This window comes from Pseudomonas sp. PDM27 (genome assembly GCF_019219205.1).
In the GTDB taxonomy this organism is placed as follows: domain Bacteria; phylum Pseudomonadota; class Gammaproteobacteria; order Pseudomonadales; family Pseudomonadaceae; genus Aquipseudomonas; species Aquipseudomonas laurylsulfatiphila.
Genome location: NZ_JAHUWF010000002.1, coordinates 116,794 through 141,728 on the forward strand (window position 1 = coordinate 116,794; position 24,935 = coordinate 141,728).

The 24,935-nt window shown below is 59.9% G+C and carries 24 protein-coding genes; 7 read left to right on the forward strand and 17 right to left on the reverse strand.

Translation table 11 applies throughout. The features are described 5' to 3' along the window. Window positions 1-108: 108 nt before the first annotated feature. Window positions 109-1,050, reverse strand: a complete 942-nt coding sequence (locus KW838_RS05915; RefSeq protein ID WP_218500676.1) for a fatty acid desaturase — start codon at window positions 1,048-1,050, stop codon at window positions 109-111. 328 nt (window positions 1,051-1,378) lie between these two features. Here KW838_RS05915 and KW838_RS05920 point away from each other — a divergent pair, with 328 nt between their 5' ends. Then, window positions 1,379-1,798: a GNAT family N-acetyltransferase gene (locus tag KW838_RS05920; protein ID WP_218500677.1), complete on the forward strand. Its 420-nt coding sequence runs from the start codon at window positions 1,379-1,381 to the stop codon at window positions 1,796-1,798. A 117-nt stretch (window positions 1,799-1,915) separates the two neighbouring features. Here the strand turns inward: KW838_RS05920 and def are convergent, their stop codons facing one another. From def to KW838_RS05935, 3 genes are all read right to left on the reverse strand, one after another. Further along, the gene (gene def, locus KW838_RS05925; RefSeq protein ID WP_218500678.1) at window positions 1,916-2,455 is read right to left on the reverse strand and encodes a peptide deformylase; all 540 of its coding nucleotides are present in this window, start codon (window positions 2,453-2,455) and stop codon (window positions 1,916-1,918) included. Between the two features lie 2 nt (window positions 2,456-2,457). Further along, a complete protein-coding gene (locus tag KW838_RS05930; RefSeq protein ID WP_218500679.1) occupies window positions 2,458-3,414 on the reverse strand; it encodes a YihY/virulence factor BrkB family protein in 957 nt (318 codons plus the stop codon). Between the two features lie 177 nt (window positions 3,415-3,591). Continuing rightward, window positions 3,592-3,783: a CsbD family protein gene (locus KW838_RS05935; RefSeq protein WP_007974460.1), complete on the reverse strand. Its 192-nt coding sequence runs from the start codon at window positions 3,781-3,783 to the stop codon at window positions 3,592-3,594. Between the two features lie 202 nt (window positions 3,784-3,985). Between KW838_RS05935 and KW838_RS05940 the strand changes: the two genes are divergently transcribed. Beyond that, window positions 3,986-4,366, forward strand: coding sequence for a hypothetical protein (locus KW838_RS05940; protein WP_007974458.1), 381 nt, complete (start codon window positions 3,986-3,988; stop codon window positions 4,364-4,366). Window positions 4,367-4,487: 121 nt separating this feature from the next. Here the strand turns inward: KW838_RS05940 and fadD1 are convergent, their stop codons facing one another. Continuing rightward, entirely contained in the window at window positions 4,488-6,188 is a 1,701-nt protein-coding gene (fadD1, locus tag KW838_RS05945) for a long-chain-fatty-acid--CoA ligase FadD1 (protein ID WP_102700520.1), read from the reverse strand. 356 nt (window positions 6,189-6,544) lie between these two features. Next, window positions 6,545-8,233: a long-chain-fatty-acid--CoA ligase FadD2 gene (gene fadD2, locus KW838_RS05950; protein WP_218500680.1), complete on the reverse strand. Its 1,689-nt coding sequence runs from the start codon at window positions 8,231-8,233 to the stop codon at window positions 6,545-6,547. A gap of 239 nt (window positions 8,234-8,472) precedes the next feature. Here fadD2 and KW838_RS05955 point away from each other — a divergent pair, with 239 nt between their 5' ends. Both KW838_RS05955 and KW838_RS05960 read left to right on the forward strand, forming a co-directional pair. Next, window positions 8,473-9,417, forward strand: coding sequence for an alpha/beta hydrolase (locus KW838_RS05955; protein WP_218500681.1), 945 nt, complete (start codon window positions 8,473-8,475; stop codon window positions 9,415-9,417). Between the two features lie 41 nt (window positions 9,418-9,458). Continuing rightward, window positions 9,459-9,929, forward strand: a complete 471-nt coding sequence (locus KW838_RS05960; protein ID WP_095967928.1) for a MaoC family dehydratase — start codon at window positions 9,459-9,461, stop codon at window positions 9,927-9,929. A gap of 125 nt (window positions 9,930-10,054) precedes the next feature. On the opposite strand, the gene KW838_RS05965 is transcribed toward KW838_RS05960, so the two are convergent. Further along, complete coding sequence (locus tag KW838_RS05965; protein ID WP_102700517.1) at window positions 10,055-10,522, reverse strand: PA2169 family four-helix-bundle protein; 468 nt, start codon at window positions 10,520-10,522, stop codon at window positions 10,055-10,057. A gap of 202 nt (window positions 10,523-10,724) precedes the next feature. Between KW838_RS05965 and KW838_RS05970 the strand changes: the two genes are divergently transcribed. Further along, window positions 10,725-10,961, forward strand: a complete 237-nt coding sequence (locus KW838_RS05970; RefSeq protein WP_003227425.1) for a DUF3820 family protein — start codon at window positions 10,725-10,727, stop codon at window positions 10,959-10,961. Between the two features lie 20 nt (window positions 10,962-10,981). Further along, the gene (locus KW838_RS05975) at window positions 10,982-12,163 is read left to right on the forward strand and encodes an aminotransferase class V-fold PLP-dependent enzyme (protein WP_218500682.1); all 1,182 of its coding nucleotides are present in this window, start codon (window positions 10,982-10,984) and stop codon (window positions 12,161-12,163) included. A gap of 314 nt (window positions 12,164-12,477) precedes the next feature. On the opposite strand, the gene KW838_RS05980 is transcribed toward KW838_RS05975, so the two are convergent. The 3 genes from KW838_RS05980 to zwf are packed head-to-tail and all read right to left on the reverse strand — an operon-like array spanning window position 12,478 to window position 15,330. After that, window positions 12,478-13,143 carry a bifunctional 4-hydroxy-2-oxoglutarate aldolase/2-dehydro-3-deoxy-phosphogluconate aldolase gene (locus KW838_RS05980; RefSeq protein ID WP_007974446.1) on the reverse strand — a complete coding sequence of 222 codons (666 nt, stop codon included), beginning with the start codon at window positions 13,141-13,143 and terminating at the stop codon, window positions 12,478-12,480. Between the two features lie 17 nt (window positions 13,144-13,160). Further along, the gene (gene pgl / locus KW838_RS05985) at window positions 13,161-13,874 is read right to left on the reverse strand and encodes a 6-phosphogluconolactonase (RefSeq protein ID WP_218500683.1); all 714 of its coding nucleotides are present in this window, start codon (window positions 13,872-13,874) and stop codon (window positions 13,161-13,163) included. Beyond that, window positions 13,861-15,330, reverse strand: coding sequence for a glucose-6-phosphate dehydrogenase (gene zwf / locus KW838_RS05990; RefSeq protein WP_102700514.1), 1,470 nt, complete (start codon window positions 15,328-15,330; stop codon window positions 13,861-13,863). The genes pgl and zwf overlap by 14 nt, the downstream gene beginning before the upstream one ends. Before the next feature lie 228 nt (window positions 15,331-15,558). On the opposite strand from zwf, the gene KW838_RS05995 reads away from it, so the two are divergent. Continuing rightward, on the forward strand, window positions 15,559-16,419 hold the full coding sequence (locus tag KW838_RS05995) for a MurR/RpiR family transcriptional regulator (protein WP_170948639.1): 861 nt from the start codon (window positions 15,559-15,561) through the stop codon (window positions 16,417-16,419). A 125-nt stretch (window positions 16,420-16,544) separates the two neighbouring features. Here KW838_RS05995 and KW838_RS06000 read toward each other — a convergent pair whose 3' ends face one another. The 7 genes from KW838_RS06000 to KW838_RS06030 form a co-directional block, all read right to left on the reverse strand. After that, window positions 16,545-17,399, reverse strand: a complete 855-nt coding sequence (locus KW838_RS06000) for a D-hexose-6-phosphate mutarotase (RefSeq protein ID WP_102700513.1) — start codon at window positions 17,397-17,399, stop codon at window positions 16,545-16,547. 114 nt (window positions 17,400-17,513) lie between these two features. Next, complete coding sequence (locus KW838_RS06005) at window positions 17,514-18,860, reverse strand: carbohydrate porin (protein WP_218500684.1); 1,347 nt, start codon at window positions 18,858-18,860, stop codon at window positions 17,514-17,516. A gap of 204 nt (window positions 18,861-19,064) precedes the next feature. Then, the gene (locus KW838_RS06010; RefSeq protein WP_218500685.1) at window positions 19,065-20,225 is read right to left on the reverse strand and encodes an ABC transporter ATP-binding protein; all 1,161 of its coding nucleotides are present in this window, start codon (window positions 20,223-20,225) and stop codon (window positions 19,065-19,067) included. 4 nt (window positions 20,226-20,229) lie between these two features. Continuing rightward, window positions 20,230-21,075, reverse strand: coding sequence for a carbohydrate ABC transporter permease (locus tag KW838_RS06015; protein ID WP_007974434.1), 846 nt, complete (start codon window positions 21,073-21,075; stop codon window positions 20,230-20,232). Continuing rightward, the gene (locus tag KW838_RS06020; RefSeq protein WP_007974433.1) at window positions 21,068-21,976 is read right to left on the reverse strand and encodes a carbohydrate ABC transporter permease; all 909 of its coding nucleotides are present in this window, start codon (window positions 21,974-21,976) and stop codon (window positions 21,068-21,070) included. Before KW838_RS06020 ends, KW838_RS06015 begins: the two co-directional genes overlap by 8 nt. Before the next feature lie 157 nt (window positions 21,977-22,133). Beyond that, window positions 22,134-23,432 carry an ABC transporter substrate-binding protein gene (locus KW838_RS06025; RefSeq protein ID WP_218500686.1) on the reverse strand — a complete coding sequence of 433 codons (1,299 nt, stop codon included), beginning with the start codon at window positions 23,430-23,432 and terminating at the stop codon, window positions 22,134-22,136. A 117-nt stretch (window positions 23,433-23,549) separates the two neighbouring features. Beyond that, window positions 23,550-24,809: an AGE family epimerase/isomerase gene (locus KW838_RS06030; protein WP_218500687.1), complete on the reverse strand. Its 1,260-nt coding sequence runs from the start codon at window positions 24,807-24,809 to the stop codon at window positions 23,550-23,552. Window positions 24,810-24,935: the final 126 nt, after the last annotated feature.

The window sequence follows — 24,935 nt, forward strand, 5'->3', positions numbered from 1 at the left end:
GAGCGAGCCTGCTCGCGATGGCGTCGTGTCAGTCAACATCCATGCAATCTGTCACACCGCTTTCGCGAGCAGGCTCGCTCCCACAGTAGGTCAGTGGCGATTGAAGAATCAGTGAAACGGATGCCTCGGGCTGTCGATAGCCTTTACGCCGTATTCACGCCATAGCTGCCCATACCCCTGCACCAGGAATCCACCGCTACGCGCCAGCCATTGCTCGCGGCGGGCCCAATAGGCGCGGGGCAAGTCGTACCAGGGCAACCCCGGCAACTCGTGATGCACCAAGTGAAAATTGAGGTTCAGGAACAGCCAGCGCCACGGCCACGCCGCTTCATTGAGCACGGTACGTTGCTCCGGCGCCTCGTGAGGTCGATGTTCATAGTAGGAGCGAATCATCGCGATCGACAGCGCCGGCACGCTGACCAGCAACAGGTAATGCCACACCGGCAAAAGGCTGTAGCGCGCGATGAACAGCAGCATCAACAGGGTCAAGGCGCCATGGCTGAGCCACATCAACCAGGCCTGGCGCTCGCCGCTTTTCAGGCGTTGCAGTTCTTCCCGGGCCAGCGTCAGCAAGGCGATTGGCGCACCGAGCAGAAAGCGCCCGAGCACGGTTTTGTTCAACCAGTGCAGGCCTTGTTCGAACAACGAACTGCCCTGCCACTGCTCGGCATTCAGGTAACGGCTTTCCGGATCGCGACCGGGGATGGTCAGGTCTTCATCGCGGTGATGCAGCAAATGGCTGTCGCGATACAAGGTGTAGGGATACCAGACGGCAAACGGTGCGTAGCCGAGGGTTTTGTTCAACAGCGGCCAGCGGGTCGGATGACCGTGCAGCAGTTCGTGCTGCACCGACAGCCACAACACCACCACGGGAATCAGCAACAACGTGCTCAACCACAGGCCCAATGAATCACTGGCCAGAACAAGGGCGAACCACGCGCTGTACACGCCAATCAACAGCAACCAGGTCGGCCACTCGGTGCGGGCGGTGAGGCGTTGGCGCAGGGTTTCGATTTCTTCTCGGTGGGCTGCATCGAAATAATGAGGCATGGCATTGCTCGGATCGGGGACCAATCCTCTTCTGTGCAACGACGCCCGGATTTCCTGCAGATTATTTTCAACGTGATCGCTCCCGCATTGCGCGGGAGCGATCGGTCAGCGCAGGCTCAATGCCCGAACACATTGACCTTCTTGGCTTTCTTGTCGGCGCGCTTTTCGATAGCGGTTTTCGCCGGCTTTTTCTTGTCTGCTTTCTTTGAATCCATACCTTTGGACATGATGCGTACTCCACTCGGGGGGATGTGAGATCAGGTATACACCTATCCCGGCGCGCGTGTTCTTTTATAATCGCCGCTTTGCCCACCGACAGTCCGAGACCATGCCCGACACCCACTACACCCTGCTCGACGAGCCGTTATGGCCATTGATGAACAAGTTCTATCGCGCTCACCAATCGTCGATGAAAGCCGTGCGCGACGCGCAGCTCTGGGTGGCCCGGCGTGACCAGATAGTTGCCGCGCTGTGTTTACGTCCGGTGTCCGGTGGGCATTGGCTGACCGGGTTGTTTGTCGATCCGCAGTGCCGGGAACAAGGGATTGCCGCCGGGTTGATTGCGGCAGCGGTGAAGGATTGCGAGCTGCCGGTGTGGTTGTTCTGTCATCCGGACTTGCGCGGGTTTTATGAGCGACGAGGGTTTACGTTCGACCCGCCGATGCCTTATGCGATGGTTGAACGGTTGAGCCGGTATGCGCGCAGCAAGCCGATGATTGCGATGGGGTTGGAGCCTGCTCAAACCTGACGGAGATCAACTGTGGGAGCGAGCCTGCTCGCGAAAGCGGTGTGTCAGTCACCATCAATGCTGACTGTCAGACCGCCTTCGCGAGCAGGCTCGCTCCCACATTGGTTTGTGGTGTGCTCAGTCGTCGGCGTTGGGGTCCAGGTCCGGGAACATCACTTCGGTGAAGCCGAACTTGCTGAAGTCGGTGATGCGCGACGGGTACAGGCGGCCGATCAGGTGGTCGCATTCATGCTGCACCACCCGTGCGTGGAACCCCGAAGCAACGCGCACGATGGGCTCGCCCTTGGGGTCGAGCCCTTCGTAGCGAATCTGCTGGTAACGCTGCACCGCGCCGCGCAGGCCGGGCACGGACAAACAACCTTCGAAGCCCTCCTCCAGGATCGGGCTCAGCGGTGTGATCAAGGGGTTGATCAGGATCGTCTGCGGCACGGCTTCGGCATCCGGATAACGCTCGCTGTGCTCGAAACCGAAGATCACCAGTTGCAGGTCGACGCCGATCTGCGGAGCCGCCAGGCCAACGCCCCCCACACTTTCCATGGTCTGGAACATGTCATCGATCAGTTGCCACAGCTCGGGGCTGTCGAACATCTCGGCCGGCACTGGCGGGGCAATGCGCAGCAGGCGCTCGTCGCCCATTTTCAGAATTTCACGAATCATGATCAGGTTTCATCAATGGTCGGTTTGATTGAGTGATCGCGGCCCAGGCCCGAGACGTGGTGTTTTTCCTCATGGACGGGACCATGCTCGCCAGCCACTTTTTCCCCAGGGTCCTTGCCCTCTCGCGACATGTGTTCGATCACCGCGTTCATCTCCGCGCCCAGCAGCAACACCGCGGCGGAAATGTAGAAGTACAGCAACAGCACGATGATCGCACCGATACTGCCATACATGGCGTTGTAGTTGGCGAACTCCTTGACGTACAAACCGAAGCCCAGGGAGGCAATGATCCACACCACCACCGCCAGCACCGAGCCCGGTGTGATGAAGCGGAATTCCTGTTTGACGTCGGGCATGACGAAGTAGATCAACGCCACCGCGACCATCAGCAGAATCACGATCACCGGCCAGCGCAAAAGGGTCCAGAGCGTGACGATAAAGTACTCGAGGCCGACTTGCGCAGCGATCCAGCCCATCACCTGCGGCCCGAGCACCATCAGCGCAGCGGCGATCAGCAGCATGCCGGCAATGCCGACGGTGTAGATGATCGACAACGGAAAGCGTTTCCACAGCGGGCGCCCTTCAACCACGTCGTAGGCTGCGTTCATCGCGCTCATCATCAGCCGCACACCGGCAGAGGCGGTATACAGCGCAATCACGATACCCACCGAGAGCAAACCACCTTTGGACTGCTGAAGCTGGTCGATCACCGGGTTGACCTGCTCCAGCGCCTGGGGCGGCAGCACCAGCTCCGATTGCAGGCGCAGCCAGGAGAAGAAGTCCGGCAGGTGCAGGAAGCCGATCAGGGCGATCAGGAACAGGATGAACGGAAACAGCGAAAACAGCATTTGATAGGCCAGCGCCGAGGCATAGGTCGACATCTCGTCGGCGACGAACTCGGTGACCGTGCGCATCATCACACGGTGCAGGGGCAGGCCTCTCATGTCCGGAAAAATCATTCGCGTCTCCATTCGCCGCATACGGATTTGGGTTGGAGTCGTGGCGACTCAGGGGCCGTTTTCTATCATCAAGGTAGCCCAGTTGGCGACTTTGAAACAATTTCAGGATGCAAGTTCAGGCTGACACAAAAACGGCCATCCGAGATGGCCGCGTCGTGTTTTCATTAAACGGCCGGATCACGCGTCGTCGATACCTTTTTTAAGCGCATCCTTGGCCTTGCCGACTGCTTGCTGGGCCTCGCCTTTCTTTTCCTGCATCACGCCCTCGGCACGCAACTTGTCGTTGCCGGTGGCCTTGCCGACACCCTGCTTGACGTTGCCGGCGGCTTCATTGGCCATGCCTTTGACTTTATCGCTTGTGCTGCCCATGGTGATTCTCCTGTGAACAGTTCAATGGGAAGAAAAGTCGTTACACAAGGTTGACCGGGGGCTTTTGCAGGGAGTTTCATTTATTTTCATCACGACATTTCATCGTTCAGTGCAGGTTGCGCTTTATGTTTGCGGGCCAACCCCCGAGAATGCGCAACACGTTCAGGCCATGGCGCTGAAGATCCAATCCCGTAGGAATGTTATGAAACTCGATAAAAAGCAGGCCATTGCCCGCAGAAACCAGGAACTCGGCGGTGCTGTGCTTGGCGTCAACAACTGCCACTTCGCCGAATTGAACCGTAATCGCAACATCTGGTGGTTCGACCTCCCGGTGACGCGCCTGGCAATCGGTCAATACGAGTGGATCCACCTGCTGATGCACACACCGGCCACCGACGAGCTGCTGCACCTGAAAGTGCCGACCGTGTTCCTGCGCGAGAAGCTCGAAGGGCTGGTGGTGCGCAATGAAGGCAAGCGCAAGGCGGCATTGAGCCTGGAACTGAGCGCCGACAAGGACTCCTTCCTGCAAGACATGCGCCCGGCGGGCACCAACGTCAACTTCGCGCCGTTTCGCCAACAATAAAGAAAAGATCGCAGCCTTCGGCAGCTCCTACATGGGATCGCGGTCACCTGTAGGAGCTGCCGAAGGCTGCGATCTTTTGATCTTCAACAAAAAGCCCCGCTTCTGCGGGGCTTTTTGTTGGTTACGCGGTGGCTTTCTTCGCGTTGATCTTCTTCAGCTCTTCATCGCGCAATTCACGACGCAGGATCTTGCCGACGTTGGTGGTCGGCAGTGCATCGCGGAACTCCACGGAGCGCGGAACCTTGTAGCCGGTGACGTTGGCGCGCATGTGCTCCATCACCTGTTCCTTGGTCAGGGTCACGCCTGGCTTGGCGACGATGAAAATCTTGATCGCTTCGCCCGACTTCTCGTCCGGCACACCGATGGCCGCGCATTGCAGCACGCCCGGCAGGGTCGCCAGCACGTCTTCGAGCTCGTTCGGGTACACGTTGAAACCGGACACCAGGATCATGTCTTTCTTGCGATCGACAATGCGCATGTAGCCATCAGGCTGGATCAGCGCGATGTCACCGGTCTTCAACCAGCCTTCGCTGTCGAGGATTTCATCGGTGGCTTCCTGGCGCTGCCAGTAACCCTTCATGACCTGCGGCCCCTTCACGCACAGTTCGCCGATTTCGCCCATCGGTTGTTCGACACCGGCATCGTTGACGATTTTGCACAGGGTCGACGGCACCGGAATGCCGATGGTGCCGATCTGGATGTTCTGGATCGGGTTGACCGTGGCCACCGGGCTGGTTTCGGTCATGCCGTAGCCTTCGCAGATGGCGCAACCGGTGACCGCCTTCCAGCGTTCGGCCGCGGCCAGTTGCAGGGCCATGCCGCCCGACAAGGTGACTTTCAGTGCGGAGAAGTCCAGCTTGCGGAAGCCTTCGTTGTTGCACAGCGCCACGAACAGTGTGTTCAAACCGACGAAGCCGCTGAACTTCCACTTCGACAGTTCCTTGACCATCGCCGGCAGGTCGCGCGGGTTACTGATCAGGATGTTGTGGTTGCCGATCAGCATCATCGCCATGCAGTGAAAAGTGAAGGCATAGATGTGGTACAGCGGCAGCGGCGTGATCAGGATCTCGCAACCTTCATTGAGGTTGGACCCCATCAGCGCCTTGCACTGCAGCATGTTCGCCACCAGGTTGCGGTGGGTCAGCATCGCGCCCTTGGCCACACCGGTGGTGCCGCCGGTGTATTGCAGCACCGCGACATCGCTGCTGGCCGGATTGGCTTCCGCCACTGGCTGGCCCTGGCCTTTGCTCAGCACGTCGTTGAACTTGACGGCTTTTGGCAAGTGATAGGCCGGCACCATCTTCTTCACGTACTTGATGACACTGTTGACCAGCAGGCGCTTGAGCGGCGGCAGCAGGTCGGCGACTTCGGTGACGATCACGTGCTTGACGCCGGTTTTCGGCACCACGGTTTCCGCCAGGTGCGCCATGTTGGCCAGGCAGACCAGGGCCTTGGCACCGGAGTCGTTGAATTGGTGTTCCATCTCCCGCGCGGTGTACAGCGGGTTGGTGTTGACCACGATCAGCCCGGCGCGGATGGCGCCGAAGACGGCAACCGGGTACTGCAACACGTTGGGCAGTTGCACGGCGATTCGATCACCAGGCTGCAAATCGGTATGCTGTTGCAGATAAGCGGCAAACGCACCGGACAATTCGTACAGTTCACCGTAGGTGAGTGTCTTGCCCAGGTTGCTGAATGCCGGCTTGTTGGCGAAGCGTTGGCAGGATTGCTTCAACACTGCCTGAATATTCGGATACTCGTCTGGATTGATGTCGGCAGCAATTCCAGCTGGGTACTTATCCTTCCAAAAGTCTTCGATCATGGAAGCCCACTCCTCAGCAACGCGAATTCAGCACCGCATTTGATGCGATTATTATTGGTGTTTGGCCATTGGTGAATCTGGCTGATAGAAGGCCGAGAAGTCACAAAGCGCGCCGAGAGTAGCAGCTTTGCCAAGGGTCGACTAGAGCCAAAAGCGGCCTCTACGGTCACATTTGTGACTCAAGACTTGAAGCGAGTCATTTTAGAGCAAAAATTCTATAACCTCCTTGAAAGCCCCGGAAATCGGGGGCTCAAAGCAAAAGATCGCAGCCTTCGGCAGCTCCTACAAGGATCGCATTCCTCTGTAGGCGCTGCCGAAGGCTGCGATCTTTCGGGACCGCCTCGATCTACAACCGGCTACGCGATATCACGCAACTCCCGCCGCAGGATCTTGCCCACCGGCGTCATCGGCAACGACTCACGCAACACGATGTGCTTCGGTACTTTATACGCCGTGAAGTTCTCCTTGCAGTAAGCCTTCAGCTCTTCAAGGCTGACGCCCGCTTCACGGGCCACCACGAACAGCTTCACCGCCTCCCCCGACCGTTCGTCTGGCACACCGATGACCGCACAGTTGGCGACGTTCGGGTGAGCCATCACCACGTCTTCGATTTCGTTCGGGTACACATTGAAACCCGAGACAATGATCATGTCCTTCTTGCGGTCAACGATGCGCACGAAACCGTCCGGGTCGATCACCGCAATGTCACCGGACTTGAACCAGCCCTCGGCATCCAGCACTTCGGCCGTGGCTTCAGGTTTCTGCCAGTAGCCCTTCATGATCTGCGGGCCCTTGATGCACAACTCGCCGCGCTCACCCAAAGGTTGTTCGACGCCGTCATCGTTGATGACTTTCAGCGTGGTGCCCGGCACCGGCAGGCCGACCGTGCCGATCCGGGACTGCTCGCCATAGGGGTTGGTACAGGCCACTGGCGAGGTTTCGGTCAGGCCGTAACCTTCGGTGATGCGGCAACCGGTCAGTTGTTCCCAACGTTCGGCCGTAGCCTTGACCAGCGCAGTGCCGCCGGAGTTGGTGAGCTTGAGGCTGGAGAAGTCCAGGGTCTTGAAGTCCGGGTGATCCATCAGCGCAACGAACAGTGTGTTGAGCCCCAGCAGCGCCGAGAACCGCCAGTTCTTCAGTTCCTTGATGAAGCCGGCGATGTCCCGTGGATTGGTGATCAGCACGTTGTGGTTGCCCGTCACCATCATGCACATGCAGTTCGCTGTGAAGGCATAGATGTGGTACAGCGGCAGCGGCGCGATCATCACCTCCTGGCCTTCACGCAGCAGCGGCTGACCGTCGCTGGCCGACTGGCTGAGGCAGGCCCGTGCCTGCTGCATGTTCGCCACCAGGTTGCCGTGGGTCAGCATCGCGCCCTTGGCCAGGCCTGTGGTGCCGCCGGTGTATTGCAGCACGGCGATGTCGTCGAGGCCGACCTTCAGCGGCTTGATGCCCAGGCCACGGCCCATGCGCAATGCGCTCTTGAAAGAAACAGCCTGGGGCAAGGAGTAGTCCGGGACCATCTTCTTGACCTTGCTCACCACAGTGTTGACCAGCCAACCCTTGGCGGTGGGCATCAGGTCGCCCATCTTCGCTTCGATCAGGTACTGGATGTCGGTGTCGGGGAGCACTTCCTGGACTTTCTGGCCGAACATGTTCAGGTACACCAGCGCCCGGGCACCGGAATCCTTGAACTGGTGACGCATTTCCCGCGCGGTGTACAACGGGTTGGTGTTGACCACGATCAACCCGGCGCGCAAGGCGCCGAACACGGCAATGGGGTAATGCAGGACGTTGGGCATCTGCACCGCAATGCGGTCACCCGGCACCAGGTCGGTGTGGGCTTGCAGGTAGCCGGCGAAAGCAGCGCTCTGGCGCTCCAGTTCGGCGTAGGTCAGGGTCACGCCCATGTTGCTGAACGCCGGGCGGTCAGCAAACTTCTTGCAGGAACGCTCGAACACCTCGATCACCGACTTGTAGGCACCCAGATCGATATCCAGGGGGACGCCGGCCGGGCGTTTGTCATTCCAGAAATCAGGTTGCATTGTTCTTGTCCTCTTTACCTGAATCTATCCGGGGCCGCCTTTCTGTCATTTCTCCCTGATCCCTCAAAGGCAGAAAGCGAAAAGCGGAGCTTCACGGACACTAGCAGCTATGGCGATTCAGGCAAATATGCCCAGCGCCGTCATTGACCGTGTGAATCTTCCTGCCTTGCTGTGGGCTGATCAGACGCATGCAACGGGATGCGCTATACAATGCAACGACTCAGTGCAAAGGAACCGCCATGATCCATGACACTTTCTGGCTGACCACGAGCGACCACAGCCGCCTCTTCGTCAACCAGTGGCTACCCGACGGCAGCCTCAAGGCAATGATTCTGCTGGCCCATGGCATGGCCGAACACAGCGGCCGTTATGGAGCCCTTGCGGAAAAACTCTGTGATCAGGGCTACGGTGTGTGTGCGCCGGACCTGCGTGGACATGGCAAAACTGCCGAAAACGGGACCCTGGGACATTTCGCCGATGACGACGGCTGGTGCAAGGTCGTCAGCGACCTGGCGTGCCTCAACCAGCACATCGGCCAGCAGCACCCAGGCATACCGATCGTGCTGCTCGGTCACAGCATGGGCAGTTACATCGCCCAGGCCTATCTGCTGCACCACAGTGCCAGTCTGCACGGGGCCATCCTCAGCGGTTCGAACTTCCAGCCCGTGGCGCTTTATCGCGCGGCACGGCAAATCGCCCGTTTCGAACGCCTGCGCCTGGGCGGCAAAGGACGCAGCGCATTGATCGAATGGCTGTCGTTCGGTTCGTTCAACAACAAATTCAAACCGGCACGCACGCCGTTCGACTGGCTCAGCCGTGATCCGGCGCAGGTCGACCTGTACGTCAACGACCCGCTCTGCGGTTTCCGCTGCACCAATCAACTGTGGATCGATTTGCTCGGTGGCTTGCAGCAAATCAGCAAAGCGTCCAATCTCGCCCAGATCGACCCGGGCCTGCCGCTGCTGGTGATTGGCGGTGAATGTGATCCGGTGAGCGAAGGCAAACGTCTCAAGGATCTGGCCGACGCGTTGCGGGCGGCCGGCAGCCAGCACCTGCAACTGACCGTTTACCCGCAGGCACGGCACGAACTGTTCAACGAGAGCAACCGCGATGAAATCGTCGCCGATGTGCTGAACTGGATCGCCCAGGTCTTGAGCACCCCTCGACCGCACCGGTCCGAATAGTTTTTTGTGAATTTTTTAATTCGTCACAGGAATTGAGACAGATGACCCAGGTTACCAATACCCCTTACGAAGCCCTCGAAGTGGGCCAGACCGCCAGCTTCAGCAAGACGGTCGAAGAGCGTGACATCCAGTTGTTCGCCGCGATGTCCGGCGATCACAACCCGGTGCACCTGGATGCCGAATACGCCGCCAGCACCATGTTCAAGGAGCGCATCGCCCACGGCATGTTCAGCGGTGCGTTGATCAGCGCGGCGGTCGCCTGCGAATTGCCTGGACCGGGGACCATCTACATCGGCCAGACCATGAGCTTTCAGAAACCGGTGAAGATCGGCGACACCCTGACCGTGCGCCTGGAAATTCTGGAAAAGCTGCCGAAGTTTCGCGTACGCATTGCCACTCGCGTGTTCAATCAGCGGGATGAACTGGTGGTGGATGGCGAAGCGGAAATCCTCGCGCCGCGCAAGCAACAGAGCGTGACGCTGACGGAGCTGCCGGCGATCAGCATCGGCTGATTGACCAGTTAAAAAACAATGTGGGAGCGAGCTTGCTCGCGATAGCGCTAGATCAGTCAACATCAATGTTGAATGTCAGGCCCTCATCGCGAGCAAGCTCGCTCCCACAGTGGTTTCAGCCAGGCTTATGAACGCGCACGCGCCTGGTTACGCAGGGCCTTGACCTGATCGTGATTGCGTTGCACGCCATGGTACTGGCGCTCAACCAGGTCACGAATGCCCACCAGGTTGTGTTTGTTGATTTTCTCCATGGCGTCCCGATAAGCCTTCAACGCGTGGTCTTCACCGCGTTCGGCCTCATTGAGCACGGCCTCCTCGTCCTTGCCGGTGAACATCGACTTCACGTCGACCCAGCGACGGTGCAGGTCACCGCTGACACTGGTGGAGGTTTCCGGATCGCCACCCATCGAACGCACCGCAGACTGCAACTCCGCAGCGGCCGTCGCACAATCGGTCGAACGATTGATAAACAGGGTTTTGAGTTCAGGGTGCTTGATGTCTTCAGCGCAAGTCTTGAACCCGGCCTGACCGTCCTTGCTGGTTTCAATCAGGTCATTGAGTACAGAAATCGCTTCTTTATTCATGTCAGTCATTTTTCAATTCCTTCGGTTGATGAAAGATGCAATGAGTACTGCACCCTGCATGCCAGCTCGGAATCGTTTAACTATTCGTTATTTTTCAAATAGTTATCCATTCTCAAAAAATCTGTATCCGTTTTATTTGCATGATCTGTCATTTGGCCTGCATGCAGAATGCCTGTATTTTCCAGACTGACTGAATCAAGACGACCGATCGATGAATCCTGAAAAGCTCGAACTGCTGATCACCCGTGAAATGCCCTTCGGCAAATACAAGGGGCGAATCATTGCCGACCTGCCCGGTCCTTACTTGAACTGGTTCGCCCGGGAGGGTTTCCCTCACGGCGAATTGGGCGGCCTGCTGGCCCTGATGCAGGAAATCGATCACAACGGTTTGTCGGACTTGCTCGAACCGCTGCGCGCCAAACACGGCAAACCGGCCCCGCGTCACTGAATCACCTACCGAGCACCCTCATGCCTGACAACACTCGCCGCGCCCGTGATGAAGCCTTCTGGCAAACCTTTGCCGACCGCTACGATGTCGAACCCGGCCCGCTCAACCTGGAGAACGGTTACTTCGGACGCATGTCGCGCACGGTCGTCGAGGAGTACCAACGCAACATCGAGCTGATCAATCGCAGCAATTCGGTGTACGTGCGCCAGCGCTTCGAACAGGGCGACAGCCTGAAGATCCGCGCGCAACTGGCCAGGTTGATTGGCGCCCCCGCCGACAGCATCGCCCTGACCCGCAACGCGTCGGAAGGCTTGCAGTCGCTGATCCGCAACTACAACCGGCTGCAGCCCGGCGATCAGGTATTGGTTTGCGATCTGGAATACGACACGGTCAAAGGCGCCATGCACTGGCTGGCGCGTAATCGCGGCGTTGAAGTGATCGAAATCGAGCACGCACACCCGGCCACCTTCGACAGCCTGCTGAACACCTACCGCGAAACCTTCGCACGGCACCCACGGCTGAAGTTGATGGCCCTGACCCACGTCACCCATCGCACGGGCCTGGTGATGCCGGTGCAGGCGATTGCGGCCGCTGCAAAGGAACAGGGCATCGACGTCATCCTCGACGGTGCCCATGCCCTCGGCCAACTCGAATTTGACCTGACCGAACTGGGCATCGCCTTCGCCGGCTACAACCTGCACAAGTGGATCGGTGCACCGCTGACGCTCGGCTTTATCTACATCGCCCCCGAACGCCTGGCCGACATCGACCCGGACATGGGCGAGATGCACTTCCCGCCCACTGACACCCGCGCCCGAACCTCGTACAGCACCCCCAACATCCCGGCGCTGCTGACCTTGCCGCTGGTGCTCGAAGAACATTGGGCGATGGGAGGAGCCGCGGCCAAGGGTGCGCGGCTCAATTACCTGCGCAACCTGTGGGTGCGCGAAGTTCGCGAACTTCCGGGCATCGAGGTGTTGACCCCGGACGATCCACGGCTGTATTGCGGCATCACCTCGATGCGCTTTACCCAACAGGCCGATCAACAGGTGATGGTCGAAAGGCTGCTCAACGACTACAACCTGTTCACCGTGGTGCGCAGTGGCGCGGCTTGCGGGCCGTGCATCCGCGTGACACCGGGATTGACCAGCACTGCCGGCCATATGCAGCAGTTGATCATCGCGCTGAAAGCACTGCGCTGAACACTCACCATTGTGGGAGCGAGCTTGCTCGCGATGGTCGTGAACGATAACGGGTGAAACCTGATGCCCAGTGTCGCCCTCGGGTTTTTCGCGAGCAGGCTCGCTCCTACAAGGGTTAGCGCCGAACCTGTGGGAGCGATGGCGTCGTGTCATTCAACACCCATGCAAACTGTCACACCGTCATCGCGAGCAAGCTCGCTCCCACAGGGGGTATGAGCCGATCCAGGCCATTTTTTTCGGGCAAAAAAAAACGGTGCACCGACCAAGCGCACCGTAAAGCCGTAGAACACACAACGAAGTGTAGGGTGAAGCGATCAGTCCAGCAGCGCCAGGGCCTCGGCGGTGCATTCCTGAATGCGGGCCCAGTCGCCGTTCTTGATCCACTCCGGATCAAGCATCCAGCTACCGCCCACGCACATGACGTTTTTCAGCGCCATGTAGCTCTTGATGTTGGCCGGGCCCACGCCGCCGGTCGGGCAGAATTTCACTTCGCCGAACGGGCCGCCCAACGCCTTGATGGCCGCAACGCCACCGCTGACTTCGGCCGGGAACAGCTTGAAGCGGCGGTAACCCAGACCGTAGCCTTCCATGATGCCCGAGGCATTGCTGATGCCTGGCAACAGTGGAATCGGGCTGGCGACGCTGGCTTCCAGCAAGTCGCGGGTGATGCCCGGCGTGACGATGAACTGCGAACCCGCCGCTTCCGCCGCCGCCAGCATGTGGCGATCCAGCACGGTGCCGGCACCGGTCACCAGCTCCGGACGCTGCTCGCGCAGTATCTGGATGGCCTTGAGGCCGAATTGCGAACGCAGGGTCACTTCCAGGGCTGTCAGGCCACCGGCCGCGAGCGCGTCGGCCAGCGGCAGGACGTCCTGCTCGCGGGCGATGGTGATCACCGGCAGGATCCGCGCTTTCGCGCAGAGGCTGTCAATCAGGGCAACTTTGTCCGCCATGGAAACGGTCGGGGATGGGTTTGTCATAGCGGCTGTTCCTTGGCTCATGGGCACCAGAAAATCTCTAACGTGGGTTGCAGAAATGCGCGCACCGGCATTGCGGCGACATCGTCACCGGCCAGTGCGGTACTCAGGGTGGTCAGCTTGGACTGACCGGAAATCGATAGAACCTTATGCTTGGCCGAGGCCAGCAGCGCGCGGCTCATGGTCAGGCGCTGATGCGGCACGGTCGGCGCCAGCATCGGCCAGCAACGACGGACGCCATCGGCCTGCAATGCCTCGGCAAGGTTCGGGCTGTTGGGGAACAGCGACGCGGTGTGGCCGTCATCGCCCATGCCGAGGATCAGCACGTCGATCACCGGCAGTTCGGACAGCAAGCGGTCGGCCTGTTCCGCCGCCTGTTCAAGGTTGGCGCTGGCGCTGTACAGGCTCAGGAACTGCGCCTTGGCCGCAGGACCTTGCAACAGATAACGCTTGATCAGGCCCGCGTTGCTGTCGGCGTGCTCCACCGGCACCCAGCGCTCGTCGGCCAGGCTGACCACCACGTTCGACCAGTCCAGCGACTGCTTGGCCAGGTGCTGGAAAAACGCCACCGGACTGCGGCCACCGGAGACCACCAGGGTCGCAGTGCCCTGGGCGTCGATTACGTCGCTCAGTTTTTTCGCCACGTTCAGTGCCAGGCTTTCAGCCAGTAGCACCGGGCTCTTGAACCCATGGGCGCTGACGCCCTGCGGCAGTTTCAAATCAGATATCGCCATACCACGACCTCCCGTCCCGCGTGATCAGAGCAATGGAGCTCATCGGCCCCCAGGACCCGGCCGCGTACGGCTTGGGCGCATCACCGGATTTTTTCCACCCGGCGATCAACTGGTCACACCACTTCCACGCGGCTTCGATTTCATCTTTACGGACAAACAGGTTCTGATTGCCGCGCATCACTTCCAGCAACAACCGTTCGTAGGCATCGGGAATCCGTGCGCTGCTCCAGGTGTCGGAAAAATTCAGCTGCAACGGACCGCTGCGCAGCTGCATGCCTTTGTCCAGGCCTTGGTCTTTGGTCATCACACGCAAGGAAATGCCTTCGTCCGGCTGCAGGCGGATAATCAGCTTGTTGCTGATTTGCAGGCGCTGCTCGGGAGCGAAGATGTAGTGCGACGGTTCCTTGAAGTGGATGACGATCTGCGACAGCTTCTGCGGCATGCGCTTGCCGGTACGCAGGTAAAACGGCACGCCGGCCCAGCGCCAGTTGCGAATGTCGGCACGCAGGGCGACAAAGGTTTCGGTATCGCTCTGGGTGTTGGAATTGGGTTCTTCCAGGTACCCCGGCACCGCTTTGCCTTCGCTATAGCCGGCGATGTACTGGCCGCGCACCACTTGGGTGGTCAGGCCTTCCGGGCTGATTGGCGCCAGGGCCTTGAGCACCTTGACCTTCTCGTCACGGATGCTGTCGGCGGACAGGTCGGCCGGCGGGTCCATGGCGATCAGGCAGAGCAGTTGCAGCAGGTGGTTCTGGATCATGTCGCGCAGCTGGCCGGCCTTGTCGAAGTAACCCCAGCGGCCTTCGATGCCGACCTTCTCGGCCACGGTGATTTCCACGTGGGAGATGTAATTCTGGTTCCACTGGGTTTCGAACAGGCTGTTGGCGAAACGCAGGGCGATCAGGTTCTGGACGGTCTCTTTGCCCAGGTAGTGGTCGATGCGGTAGGTGCGGTTCTCCGGGAAGAACTGCGCCACGGCGTCGTTGACCTTGCGCGAGGATTCCAGGTCCGAACCGATGGGCTTTTCCAGCACCACACGGGTGTTTTGCGCGAGGCCGACCTTGGCCAGGTTCTCGCAGATCGCGCCGTAGACGGCGGCCGGCGTGGCGAAGTAGGCGATGACCCGTTGCGTGGTACCGGCCACTTCGGCCAGGGCCACATAATCTTCGGACTTGAGGAAGTCGACGTGCAGGTAGCTCAGGCGCGCCAGAAAACGCTCGACCACGGCTTCGTCCAGCTCTTTGGCACCGACATAGCGGCGCAGCTCGGAGGCGATGAACGCCAGGTGTTCCTGCTCGCTGCCCGGCTCACGGGCCAGCGCGATGATTCGCGTGTCCTCGTGCAACAGGCCGGCGCCGTCGAGTTGATAAAGGGCAGGAAACAGCTTGCGCAAGGCCAGATCGCCAAGGGCGCCGAACAAGGCAAAGGTGCACGGTTCAACCGTAATCGAGAGCATGATGTTTGTTCTTTTATCAAGTTAAGCTACAAATACCTTTTTTCAAGGCATCACTCAAGGGAAAATGTAGTAATAACCACAACATTTTCGCAAAATACAGATTCCGAGTGGTGGTCGGTCGGAGCCATCAGTAGGATAGGCCACCGTCATGGGCCTCACCAAAGGCCCTTTTTGCATTAGCCGCGCGCTTATCCGCGCCGGTGAATCAAGGATACTTATATGGACCGCGTGCGAAATTTACTGGAGCAGATCCAGAATCGCCTTGAAGAGCTGAACAAGGCCGAACGCAAAGTCGCCGAGGTGATCCTGCTCAACCCGCAGCAGGCCACCCGCTTCAGCATCGCCGCCCTCGCCCAGGCCGCCTCGGTCAGCGAGCCGACGGTCAACCGTTTCTGCCGTTCCTTCGGCGTCAGCGGCTACCCCGAGCTCAAGCTGCAACTGGCCCAGAGCCTGGCCAGTGGCGCCGCGTACGTCAGCCGCGCGGTGGAGGCCGATGACAATCCGGAGGCCTATACCCAGAAGATCTTCGGCAGCGCCATCGCCTCGCTGGACAGCGCCTGCCAGGCACTGGACCCGAACCTGATCAGCCGCGCCGTCGACCTGCTGATCCAGGCCCGGCAGATCCACTTCTTCGGCCTCGGCGCCTCGGCCCCGGTGGCACTGGACGCGCAACACAAGTTCTTCCGCTTCAACCTCGCCGTCACGGCCCACGCGGATGTGTTGATGCAGCGCATGATTGCCTCGGTGGCCCATACCGGCGAACTGTTCGTGATCATTTCCTACACCGGTCGCACCCGCGAACTGGTGGAAGTGGCGCGTATCGCCCGGGAAAACGGCGCCTCGGTGCTGGGCCTGACCGCCGAGAACTCGCCGCTGGCCAAGGCCAGCACCCTGAGCCTGAACATTCCGCTGCCGGAAGACACCGACATCTACATGCCGATGACGTCGCGGATCATCCAGCTGACCGTGCTGGACGTGCTCGCCACCGGCATGACGTTGCGCCGGGGCGTGGATTTCCAGCCGCATTTGCGCAAGATCAAGGAGAGCTTGAATGCCAGCCGGTATCCCGTTGGGGATGAGTTTAATTAATCCAGCATCTCCATCGCCCTGAATGGCCTCATCGCGAGCAAGCTCGCTCCCACAGGGGAATGCATTCCAAATGTGGGAGCGAGCTTGCTCGCGATGGCGGTATACGGAGCACCACAGATGCTGAACTAAACCCCCACCCGCGCCTGCAAACTCAGATGCGCCCGCTCCCCAGGCTTCAGGCACAGGCTGTCGGTGCCACCGCTCGCTGCTTCTACACAAACGAATTCGGATATCTCATTCCAGGTCACGCCGAGCAACGGCCGTGAACCGGGATGCCACACCACCGTGTCGGCCGTATCCCCGGTATCAATGCACAACGCCCGCTGCCAGGCGTGGTCGTTGAGCTGCAATTCGCCATCATGCTGGAACACCCGCTGGCAACCGCCGTCCACGCGCAACTCGCCTTCCTGCTGACAAACCTGTCGGCTCAGCTGGTCATAACCCTGCGCACCGTCCAGCCCAGACAGCGCTATCTCACTGACATCGCCAATACGCCAGTAAGCATGCAAAGCCTGGCTCATCTGGCACGGCATGTCGTCCTGATGCTCGGTGCTCAGGCGCAAGTCCATGCGTTCACCCAGATGGGCGTGCAGATCCACTTGCCAGTCACACAACTTCAGCTGCCAGTGCAACCGCACGCCTTCGTCGTCACTGCTGCTGTCGAGCAGCTTCCAGTCGAGCAGCCGCGCCCAGCCATGGGACGGCCAGGCGTTTTCGCTCGGATGCCGGCCATACCAGGGCCAACACACCGGCACACCACCGCGAATGGCCCCGACCTGCGGCCACTTTGCCGCGCACCACAGCCAGGGCTTTTGCCCCTTGGGCTGGAAGTGCAGCAACTGCGCACCCTGCCGACTGAACACCGCCTGACACAGCGGATGATCGATCACCAGCACGTCGCGCATCTGATAGCGCTCCCACGCGAACACCGGACGTTCGCGCAAGGATTTGAAGAAGCGTTGTAGCGGATGCTCAAGCATGTGCCACGGTCCTGAAAATCATCTGTCACCGGGGTGCGCGGCCCGCAAAAAAAAGCGGACAGCCATGGCTGTCCGCAAATATGCGCACATGGAGAGAAGCTTATCGCAGACGCGTTAGAACACCGACTGAATTTTCAGGCCGGCCACCAGCGCGTTGTCGACTTCATCCACACCACCCGGGTGAGTGACGTATTGCAGGTTGGGACGTACGGTCAGCCAGTTGGTCACGTGGAAGCCGTAGTTGATCTCGTAGTTGTATTCGGTTTCACGAATGGGCGAGAACAGCGGATTGTCGTATTCCGAAACACCGTTGGCCACGTTGGTCAGCTCAGCGTTTTTCTTCACGTCATCGTTGACATGGATACGGGCGAAACCGATGCCCACGTCATCCTTGGGACGTGCGTCGAACGGGCCCTTGTACACAAACATCAGCGACTGGTAGTTGTCGATGAAGTTGGTGTCCTTGTCGTGGAAGGTGGCGTTGGCCGCGATGTTCAGGCCACGGGAAGCATCGCCGTTGTGGCTGGTGAGTTGCTGCTGCGCAACGAACCAGTAGCCGTGCTTGCTATCGTGGACGCGATAAGGGTTGCCGGTGGTCGCGGCATCCTGGCCGTTGTCGTCCTTGAGAACGTCGTCGGCATTGGCTGTGCTTTTGTAGTAACCGACGCGGTATTCGCCCGGCAGGTTGTTGACCTTCGGCGACCAGACCAGCTCGACCGGCAACACGGTGCCTTCAGTACCACTGCCGCTGAGCTTGAAGCCGTTACCGTGTTCCAGTTGCGTCGGGTTCTGGTTGTACGCGCCGATCTGAGCGTAGAGCTCGTCATTGATGTGGTACTTCACGCGGATCGCCGCCTGGCTGACCGGCCAGTTGTACCAGATGTTGGTGGCCCAGTTACCGACCTGGGATCCGCAGAACGCCAGGTTCTGGAATTCGCACGGGAAGGTGTTGAAGTCTTCACCTTCACCGAAGTAACCGGCCTTGACGTCCAGTTTGTTGTCGAAGAACTGATGCTGAATCCACAACTGGGTCAGACGCACCATGTGGCCACGACCGTAGACTTCCTGGGAGGAGCTCAAGGTGCCGGCACGCGGGTCGCCGATACGGTCGTTGGAAATGTTCTCGCCGTTACGGTTGGTGAGCTGGATCTTGGCCTGGGTGTTGTCCCAGCCGAACAGTTTTTCCAGGTCCAGCGCCGCGCCCAGGCCGAACTGGTCGGCGTAGCGCGCGGTCTTGTCATCGTTGAAGCCGCCATGCAGGTTGCCGCCGACTTCACCGACGTAGTCCATCTTGATGTCGATGCCTTGCTCGATCAGCTTGGTACGCTCGCCACCCCAATCGCCCGTCATCCACTTGGAGTCCGAGCTGAACGCTTCATCGGCCATCGCATTGCCGGCCAGAACCAGTGCTGCCGCTGCTGAAACCTGGCAGATCAACCGGGCCTTGTTCTTCATCTTCATCCCTACATCCTCGTTTTATTGTTATTAACTTTTCTTCTTTAACGCGGTTACAACCGGTGCAATGCGCGACAGGCCGTGCATTGCGAATCCCCCCTGTAGGAGCGAGCTTGCTCGCGAGAAACCTGAGAGCGCCGTGGGGTATCAGGTTTCCAGTGTCATCGTTGACGTCCATCGCGAGCAGGCTCGCTCCTACAGGTTTGTTCTTCAGCGGCCTTTGAACTGTGCGACGTTGTCAGCATGCGTCTCGGCTTTTGGCACGCCGGCCACACCTAGGCGCTCCCCTGTCCTGGCATCGAACAGCAGCACTTTCGCCGGATCGAATTGCAGGGTCAGGGTCTCCCCCACCGCAGGCGCCACGTCCGGTGCCAGGCGGCAGCAGACCTTGGTCTCGTTGAGGTTGACGAAGACCAGGGTGTCCGGCCCGGTCGGTTCGGTGACCTGGACTTCGGCACGAATGGTTGGCAAACCGTTCGCTTCACCGTTGGCCAGGATGATCTGTTCGGGGCGCATGCCGAGGATCACTTCGCGGTCTTCCAGACCGGCGTCCTGCATGCCCAGTGGCAGCTCGCAACGGGCCTGGCCGCTGTCGAGCAGCGCCAGCAGACGACCGTCCTTGCGCTGCAGGCGCAGCGGGATGAAGTTCATCGGCGGCGAACCGATGAAGCTCGCCACGAAGAGGTTGGCCGGGTTGTTGTAGATATCCTTCGGCGTACCGAACTGCTGGATGATCCCGTCCTTCATCACCGCCACCTTGTCGCCCAGGGTCATGGCTTCAATCTGGTCGTGGGTCACGTAGACCGTGGTGGTTTTCAGGCGTTGGTGCATCAGTTTCATTTCGGTGCGCATTTCGACCCGCAGCTTGGCGTCGAGGTTGGACAGCGGCTCGTCGAACAGATAAATCTTCGGCCGCCGCGCCAATGCACGCCCCATCGCCACACGCTGTTGCTGGCCGCCGGAGAGCTGGCCGGGCTTGCGGCTGAGCAGGTGTTCGATCTGCAACAGCTTGGATACGCGAGCGACCTCCTCGTCGATTTCCGCGGTCGGCATTTTGCGGATCTTCAGGCCGAAGGCGATGTTGTCGCGCACGCTCATGGTCGGGTACAGCGCATAGGACTGGAACACCATGGCGATGTCACGATCCTTGGGACTCATGCCGCTGATGTCGGCGTCATCCACCAGGATCGCACCGCCGCTGATGGTTTCCAGGCCGGCGATGCAGTTCATCAGCGTGGACTTACCGCAGCCCGACGGGCCGACCAGGATCAGGAACTCACCGTCATCGATTTTCAGTTCGATGTTTTTCAGGGTGTCCGGCAAGCCGGGGCCGTAGGTCTTGTTGACGTTGCGTAATTCGAGAGTTGCCATCTTTCTACCCCTTGACCGCGCCGGACGTCAGCCCACGCAGGAAATACTTGCCAGCGAATATGTAGACCAGCAGTGTCGGCAGCCCGGCGATCATCGCGGCGGCCATATCAACGTTGTATTCCTTGGCCCCGGTGCTGGTGTTGACCAGGTTGTTCAGGGCCACGGTAATTGGCTGGGCGTCGCCGCTGGCGAAGACCACGCCGAACAGGAAGTCGTTCCAGATCTGGGTGAACTGCCAGATCAGGCAGACCATCACGATCGGGATCGACATCGGCAGCAGGATTTTCAGGAAGATCGTGAAGAAGCCCGCGCCATCGAGCCTTGCGGCCTTGACCAGCGCATCCGGAATGCTCACGTAGTAGTTGCGGAAGAACAGCGTGGTGAACGCCAGGCCGTAGACCACGTGCACCAGCACCAGGCCGGTGGTGGTGTTGGCCAGGCCGAACTTGCCGAGGGTGAACGAGGCCGGCAGCAGCACGGTCTGGAACGGCAGGAAGCAGCCGAACAGCAACAGACCGAAGAACAACTGCGAGCCACGGAAGCGCCACATCGACAGCACGTAGCCGTTCATGGCGCCGATGAAGGTCGAGATCAGCACCGCCGGCACGGTGATTTTCACCGAGTTCCAGAAGTAGCCGCCGACCACGTCCCAGGCCTTGATCCAGCCGATGCCGTCGATCACGGTCGGCCAGCTCAGCAGGTTGCCGGTGCGGATGTCTTCCGGGGATTTGAAGCTGGTCAGCAGCATCACCACCAGCGGGATCAGGTACACCGCCGCTGCCAACAGCAGGGTGGCGTAGATCGCGATGCGGCTGAAACTGATGCCCGATTTTCCGAGTTGATTAGTCATGGCGTTTGCCTCGCAGCTCGGAGTACAGGTACGGCACGAGGATGGTCAGCACGGCGCCAAGCATCAGCATGGCGCTGGCCGAACCGATGCCCATCTGGCCACGGCTGAAAGTGAAGGAATACATGAACATCGCCGGCAGGTCGGATGAATAACCCGGGCCGCCCGCGGTCATCGCCGCGACCAGGTCGAAGCTCTTGATCGCGATGTGCGCCAGGATCATGAAGGCACTGAAGAACACCGGACGCAGGCTCGGCAGGACGATCTTCAGGTAGATGGTCGGCAGGCTCGCACCATCGACTTGCGCGGCGCGGATGATCGATTGATCGACACCACGCAGGCCGGCCAGGAACATCGCCATGACAAACCCGGAGGCTTGCCACACGGCGGCGATCACCAGGCAGTAGACGACACGATCCTGATCCACCAGCCAGTCGAGACGAAAGCCTTCCCAGCCCCAGTCACGCAGCATCTTGTCCAGGCCCAGGCCAGGGTTGAGCAGCCATTTCCAGGCGGTACCGGTGACGATCATCGACAGCGCCATCGGGTACAGGTAGACGGTGCGGATAAAGCCTTCCTTGCGGATGCGCTGGTCCAGCAGCACGGCGAGGAACACGCCCAGCACCAGGCTGATGCCGATGAACATGCCGCCGAACACCGCGAGGTTCTTGCTCGCGACCCACCAGCGGTCGTTGTCCATCAGGCGCATGTATTGCTGCAGGCCGACCCACTTGTAGCTCGGCATGAAGCTGGAATTGGTGAAGGACAGAATGAACGTCCAGATGATGTAACCGTAGAAGCCAACCAACACGATCAGCATGCTCGGCGCGAGTACCAATTTGGGTAGCCAGCGTTGCAGCGCATCGAACGGTGAGGCTTTGCTGAAAACCGCCACAGAGCTCATCGGGATAATCCAGGTTTAGAGAAATGAATCGACACGGTGATCCCTTGTGGGAGCGAGCCTGCTCGCGAAGGCGGTGTTTCAGTCGACATCACTTCTGAATGTCAAACCGCTTTCGCGAGCAGGCTCGCTCCCACAGGGGGGGCTAGGTGTCAGGGATTTACTGGGCGGCTTTGACAGCCGAGGCCAGTTGGGCGCTGGCCTTGGCCGGGTCAGCGTCCTTGTCGTTCATGAAGTTGGTGACCACGTCGAAGATCGCGCCTTGCACGGCCAGGGAAGTGGCCATGTTGTGCGCCATGCTCGGTTGCAGGCCGCCAGTCTTGTCGTCCGCGATGAAGTCCTTCGCCGACTTCTGGGCGCACTCGTCGAAGCCGAGCTTGTCCATTTCGCCCAGCATGTCGTTACGCACCGGGATCGAACCCTTGTTCATGCTGAAGACTTTCTGGAAGTCGGTGCCCAAGGCGACCTTGGCCAGGTCCTGCTGGGCAGCGATGTCACCCTTGCGATCAGCCTTGAGCTTGAACACCGCCAGGGAGTCGATGTTGTAGGTGAAGGCTTTTTCAGTGCCCGGGAACGCTACGCACAGGTAGTCCTTGCCCGCGACTTTCTTGGCCGCCGTCCACTCGCTTTTCGCCCAGTCGCCCATCATCTGCATGCCGGCCTTGCCGTTGATGACGTCGGCGGCAGCGATGTTCCAGTCACGACCGGCACGGTTCGGGTCCATGTAGCCGGTGATCTTTTTCAGCTCGGCAAACGACTGGGTCATCTCCGGGCCGGACAGGGTTTTCTGGTCCAGGTCGACCAAGGCTTTCTTGTAACCGTCGGCGCCCATGACCGAGAGCACCACGTCTTCAAACACGGTGCTGTCCTGCCAAGGCTGACCGCCGTGGGCGAGCGCGATGAAGCCTGCAGCCTTGAGCTTGTCGCCGGCGGCATAGAATTCTTCGAGGGTGGTCGGGGCTTTTTCGATCCCGGCTTTCTTGAACACTTCCGGATTGATCCACAGCCAGTTGACGCGGTGGATGTTCACCGGCACGGCGACGTAATCGCCTTCGTACTTCACGGTGTCGGAGACTTTCTTCGACAGCAGGCCATCCCAGTTTTCCGCCTTGGAAACGTCTTTCAACGCGTCGGTGCTGAGCAGGCCGGTGCTGCCCCATTCCTGGATGTCCGGACCCTTGATCTGCGCAACGCCTGGCGGGTTGCCGGCTACGGCGCGACTCTTGAGTACGGTCATGGCCGTGGAACCGCCGCCACCGGCGACTGCGCCGTCCTTCCAGGTGAAGCCGTCTTTTTCGACTTGAGCCTTCAGGACATCGACTGCTGCTTTTTCACCACCGGAGGTCCACCAGTGAACGACTTCAACGGAACCTTTGGATTCGGCGGCCAGGACACTGAGGGGGAGCGCAGACAGGGAAGCGAGAGAAATGACAGTAGCGAGGCGAGAAATCGCATTCATCTAGGAGCACCTTTCTTGTTGTTATGCATGCAAGTCTGTTGCTTGCGCTGCATAAGATTCTAAACAGGGGATATCCCCTCGCAGGTAACGAAGGGATGCGCGAATGTCACCGCATGGTTACATAGAACCGCTCTGGGACAACTGCGCCAGCGCCGTGGCCATGCTCGGCGTCAGCGCCAGGCGCGGAATCAGAACGGCTTGCCAGGCATGGTAAAGGTCAGGCTTGCCGGGCCAGATATCGGCGCTCGGGCGGTTTTGCGGATCGAGTTCGTGATACCAGCTGCCATCACAGCGGTCGATGAAATGACTGTCACAGAATTCCCAGAACAGGCGGTACCACTGCTCGTACTGCGCTTCACCCGTGCGTTTGATCAGGGCACTGGCGGCGGCACTGGCTTCGCAATGGGTCCAGTGCAGGCGATGGCGGACCACCGCTTTGTTGTCCCAGTCCAGGGTGTAGACAATCCCCGGCGCGCCATCGATGTTCCAGCCGTGACGACAGTTGTGCTCGAAGAGTTGTTGCGCGTCGGTGACCAGCCAGCCCGGCGTGAGCATCCCCGCACTCACCCGCGAAGCTTCGAGGTGCAGCAACAGCCGCGCCCACTCGAAACCGTGGCCCGGGGTGGTGCCGTAGGGGCGAAAACCGTCCGCCGGATTGTCACGGTTGTAGTCCCGCAGTGGCTGCCAGTCGCGGTCGAAATGCTCGATCACCAGGTAATCGTTGGCAGCGGCGTGACCATGGATCACCCGCTCGACGATGCGCTGGGCGCGGCACAACCAGCGATTGTCTTCAGTGACATCGGCCAGGGCGAGGAAGGCTTCGGTGGCGTGCATGTTGCTGTTGGCGCCCCGGTACGCCTCCTCTTCACTCCAGTCGCGATTGAAGGATTCGCGCATCGCGCCTTCTTCTTCACTCCAGAACCAGGTGTCGATGATATCGATGGCATCATCGAGCAAGGCTTGCGCACCGGGACGCTGTGCGACCACCGCCGAACTGGCAGCCAGCGCGACGAAGGCATGCAGGTAAGCGTTCTTGCCGGTGTTGCCATCGCGATGTTCGGCAGTGGCGAACCAGCCGCCGTGAACTGCATCGCGCAGGGGCCCGCGCAGTGCCGCGACGCCGTGATCGACCAGCTCGGCAAAGCCTGGCAAACCCTGAATGTGGGCCATGGCGAAGCTGTGGGTCATGCGGGCGGTGTTCATGGTCTGGGCTTGCGCATCGGCCGGGAGGCGGCCTTTTTCATCGAGGTTGCCGAAGCCTTCAGGGAGCTTGGAAGCCTTGGCAAAACTCAACAGGCGCAGGCCTTCGGCGGCGAGCCATTGCTGATGGGCAGGAGCGTTCAGCCAACTGCTGAAGGCGGGTTGGAGGGTGTCCATGGCGTACCTTTTTTGTTGTTATGACTGTGGGGCAGCATAAACAACGAAAGGCGGCGGGCTTGTAACGAAGGGGGTGGGTTATGTCACCAGACGGTGACATTTATCTTGAGGGATTTGTTGAATCTT

Bases quoted from the DNA above. Each gene is read 5' to 3' on its own strand.
- KW838_RS06020 (WP_007974433.1), bottom strand. From the start codon at position 21,976: ATGAGCTCTGTGGCGGTTTTCAGCAAAGCCTCACCGTTCGATGCGCTG.
- zwf (WP_102700514.1), bottom strand. From the start codon at position 15,330: ATGCTCTCGATTACGGTTGAACCGTGCACCTTTGCCTTGTTCGGCGCC.
- fadD1 (WP_102700520.1), bottom strand. From the start codon at position 6,188: ATGATCGAAGACTTTTGGAAGGATAAGTACCCAGCTGGAATTGCTGCC.
- KW838_RS05920 (WP_218500677.1), top strand. From the start codon at position 1,379: ATGCCCGACACCCACTACACCCTGCTCGACGAGCCGTTATGGCCATTG.
- KW838_RS05970 (WP_003227425.1), top strand. From the start codon at position 10,725: ATGAATCCTGAAAAGCTCGAACTGCTGATCACCCGTGAAATGCCCTTC.
- KW838_RS05975 (WP_218500682.1), top strand. From the start codon at position 10,982: ATGCCTGACAACACTCGCCGCGCCCGTGATGAAGCCTTCTGGCAAACC.
- KW838_RS06005 (WP_218500684.1), bottom strand. From the start codon at position 18,860: ATGAAGATGAAGAACAAGGCCCGGTTGATCTGCCAGGTTTCAGCAGCG.
- KW838_RS06000 (WP_102700513.1), bottom strand. From the start codon at position 17,399: ATGCTTGAGCATCCGCTACAACGCTTCTTCAAATCCTTGCGCGAACGT.
- KW838_RS05935 (WP_007974460.1), bottom strand. From the start codon at position 3,783: ATGGGCAGCACAAGCGATAAAGTCAAAGGCATGGCCAATGAAGCCGCC.
- KW838_RS06015 (WP_007974434.1), bottom strand. From the start codon at position 21,075: ATGACTAATCAACTCGGAAAATCGGGCATCAGTTTCAGCCGCATCGCG.
- def (WP_218500678.1), bottom strand. From the start codon at position 2,455: ATGATTCGTGAAATTCTGAAAATGGGCGACGAGCGCCTGCTGCGCATT.
- pgl (WP_218500683.1), bottom strand. From the start codon at position 13,874: ATGGCGATATCTGATTTGAAACTGCCGCAGGGCGTCAGCGCCCATGGG.
- fadD2 (WP_218500680.1), bottom strand. From the start codon at position 8,233: ATGCAACCTGATTTCTGGAATGACAAACGCCCGGCCGGCGTCCCCCTG.
- KW838_RS05955 (WP_218500681.1), top strand. From the start codon at position 8,473: ATGATCCATGACACTTTCTGGCTGACCACGAGCGACCACAGCCGCCTC.
- KW838_RS06030 (WP_218500687.1), bottom strand. From the start codon at position 24,809: ATGGACACCCTCCAACCCGCCTTCAGCAGTTGGCTGAACGCTCCTGCC.
- KW838_RS05930 (WP_218500679.1), bottom strand. From the start codon at position 3,414: ATGATTTTTCCGGACATGAGAGGCCTGCCCCTGCACCGTGTGATGATG.
- KW838_RS05965 (WP_102700517.1), bottom strand. From the start codon at position 10,522: ATGACTGACATGAATAAAGAAGCGATTTCTGTACTCAATGACCTGATT.
- KW838_RS06010 (WP_218500685.1), bottom strand. From the start codon at position 20,225: ATGGCAACTCTCGAATTACGCAACGTCAACAAGACCTACGGCCCCGGC.
- KW838_RS05940 (WP_007974458.1), top strand. From the start codon at position 3,986: ATGAAACTCGATAAAAAGCAGGCCATTGCCCGCAGAAACCAGGAACTC.
- KW838_RS05980 (WP_007974446.1), bottom strand. From the start codon at position 13,143: ATGACAAACCCATCCCCGACCGTTTCCATGGCGGACAAAGTTGCCCTG.
- KW838_RS05915 (WP_218500676.1), bottom strand. From the start codon at position 1,050: ATGCCTCATTATTTCGATGCAGCCCACCGAGAAGAAATCGAAACCCTG.
- KW838_RS05960 (WP_095967928.1), top strand. From the start codon at position 9,459: ATGACCCAGGTTACCAATACCCCTTACGAAGCCCTCGAAGTGGGCCAG.
- KW838_RS06025 (WP_218500686.1), bottom strand. From the start codon at position 23,432: ATGAATGCGATTTCTCGCCTCGCTACTGTCATTTCTCTCGCTTCCCTG.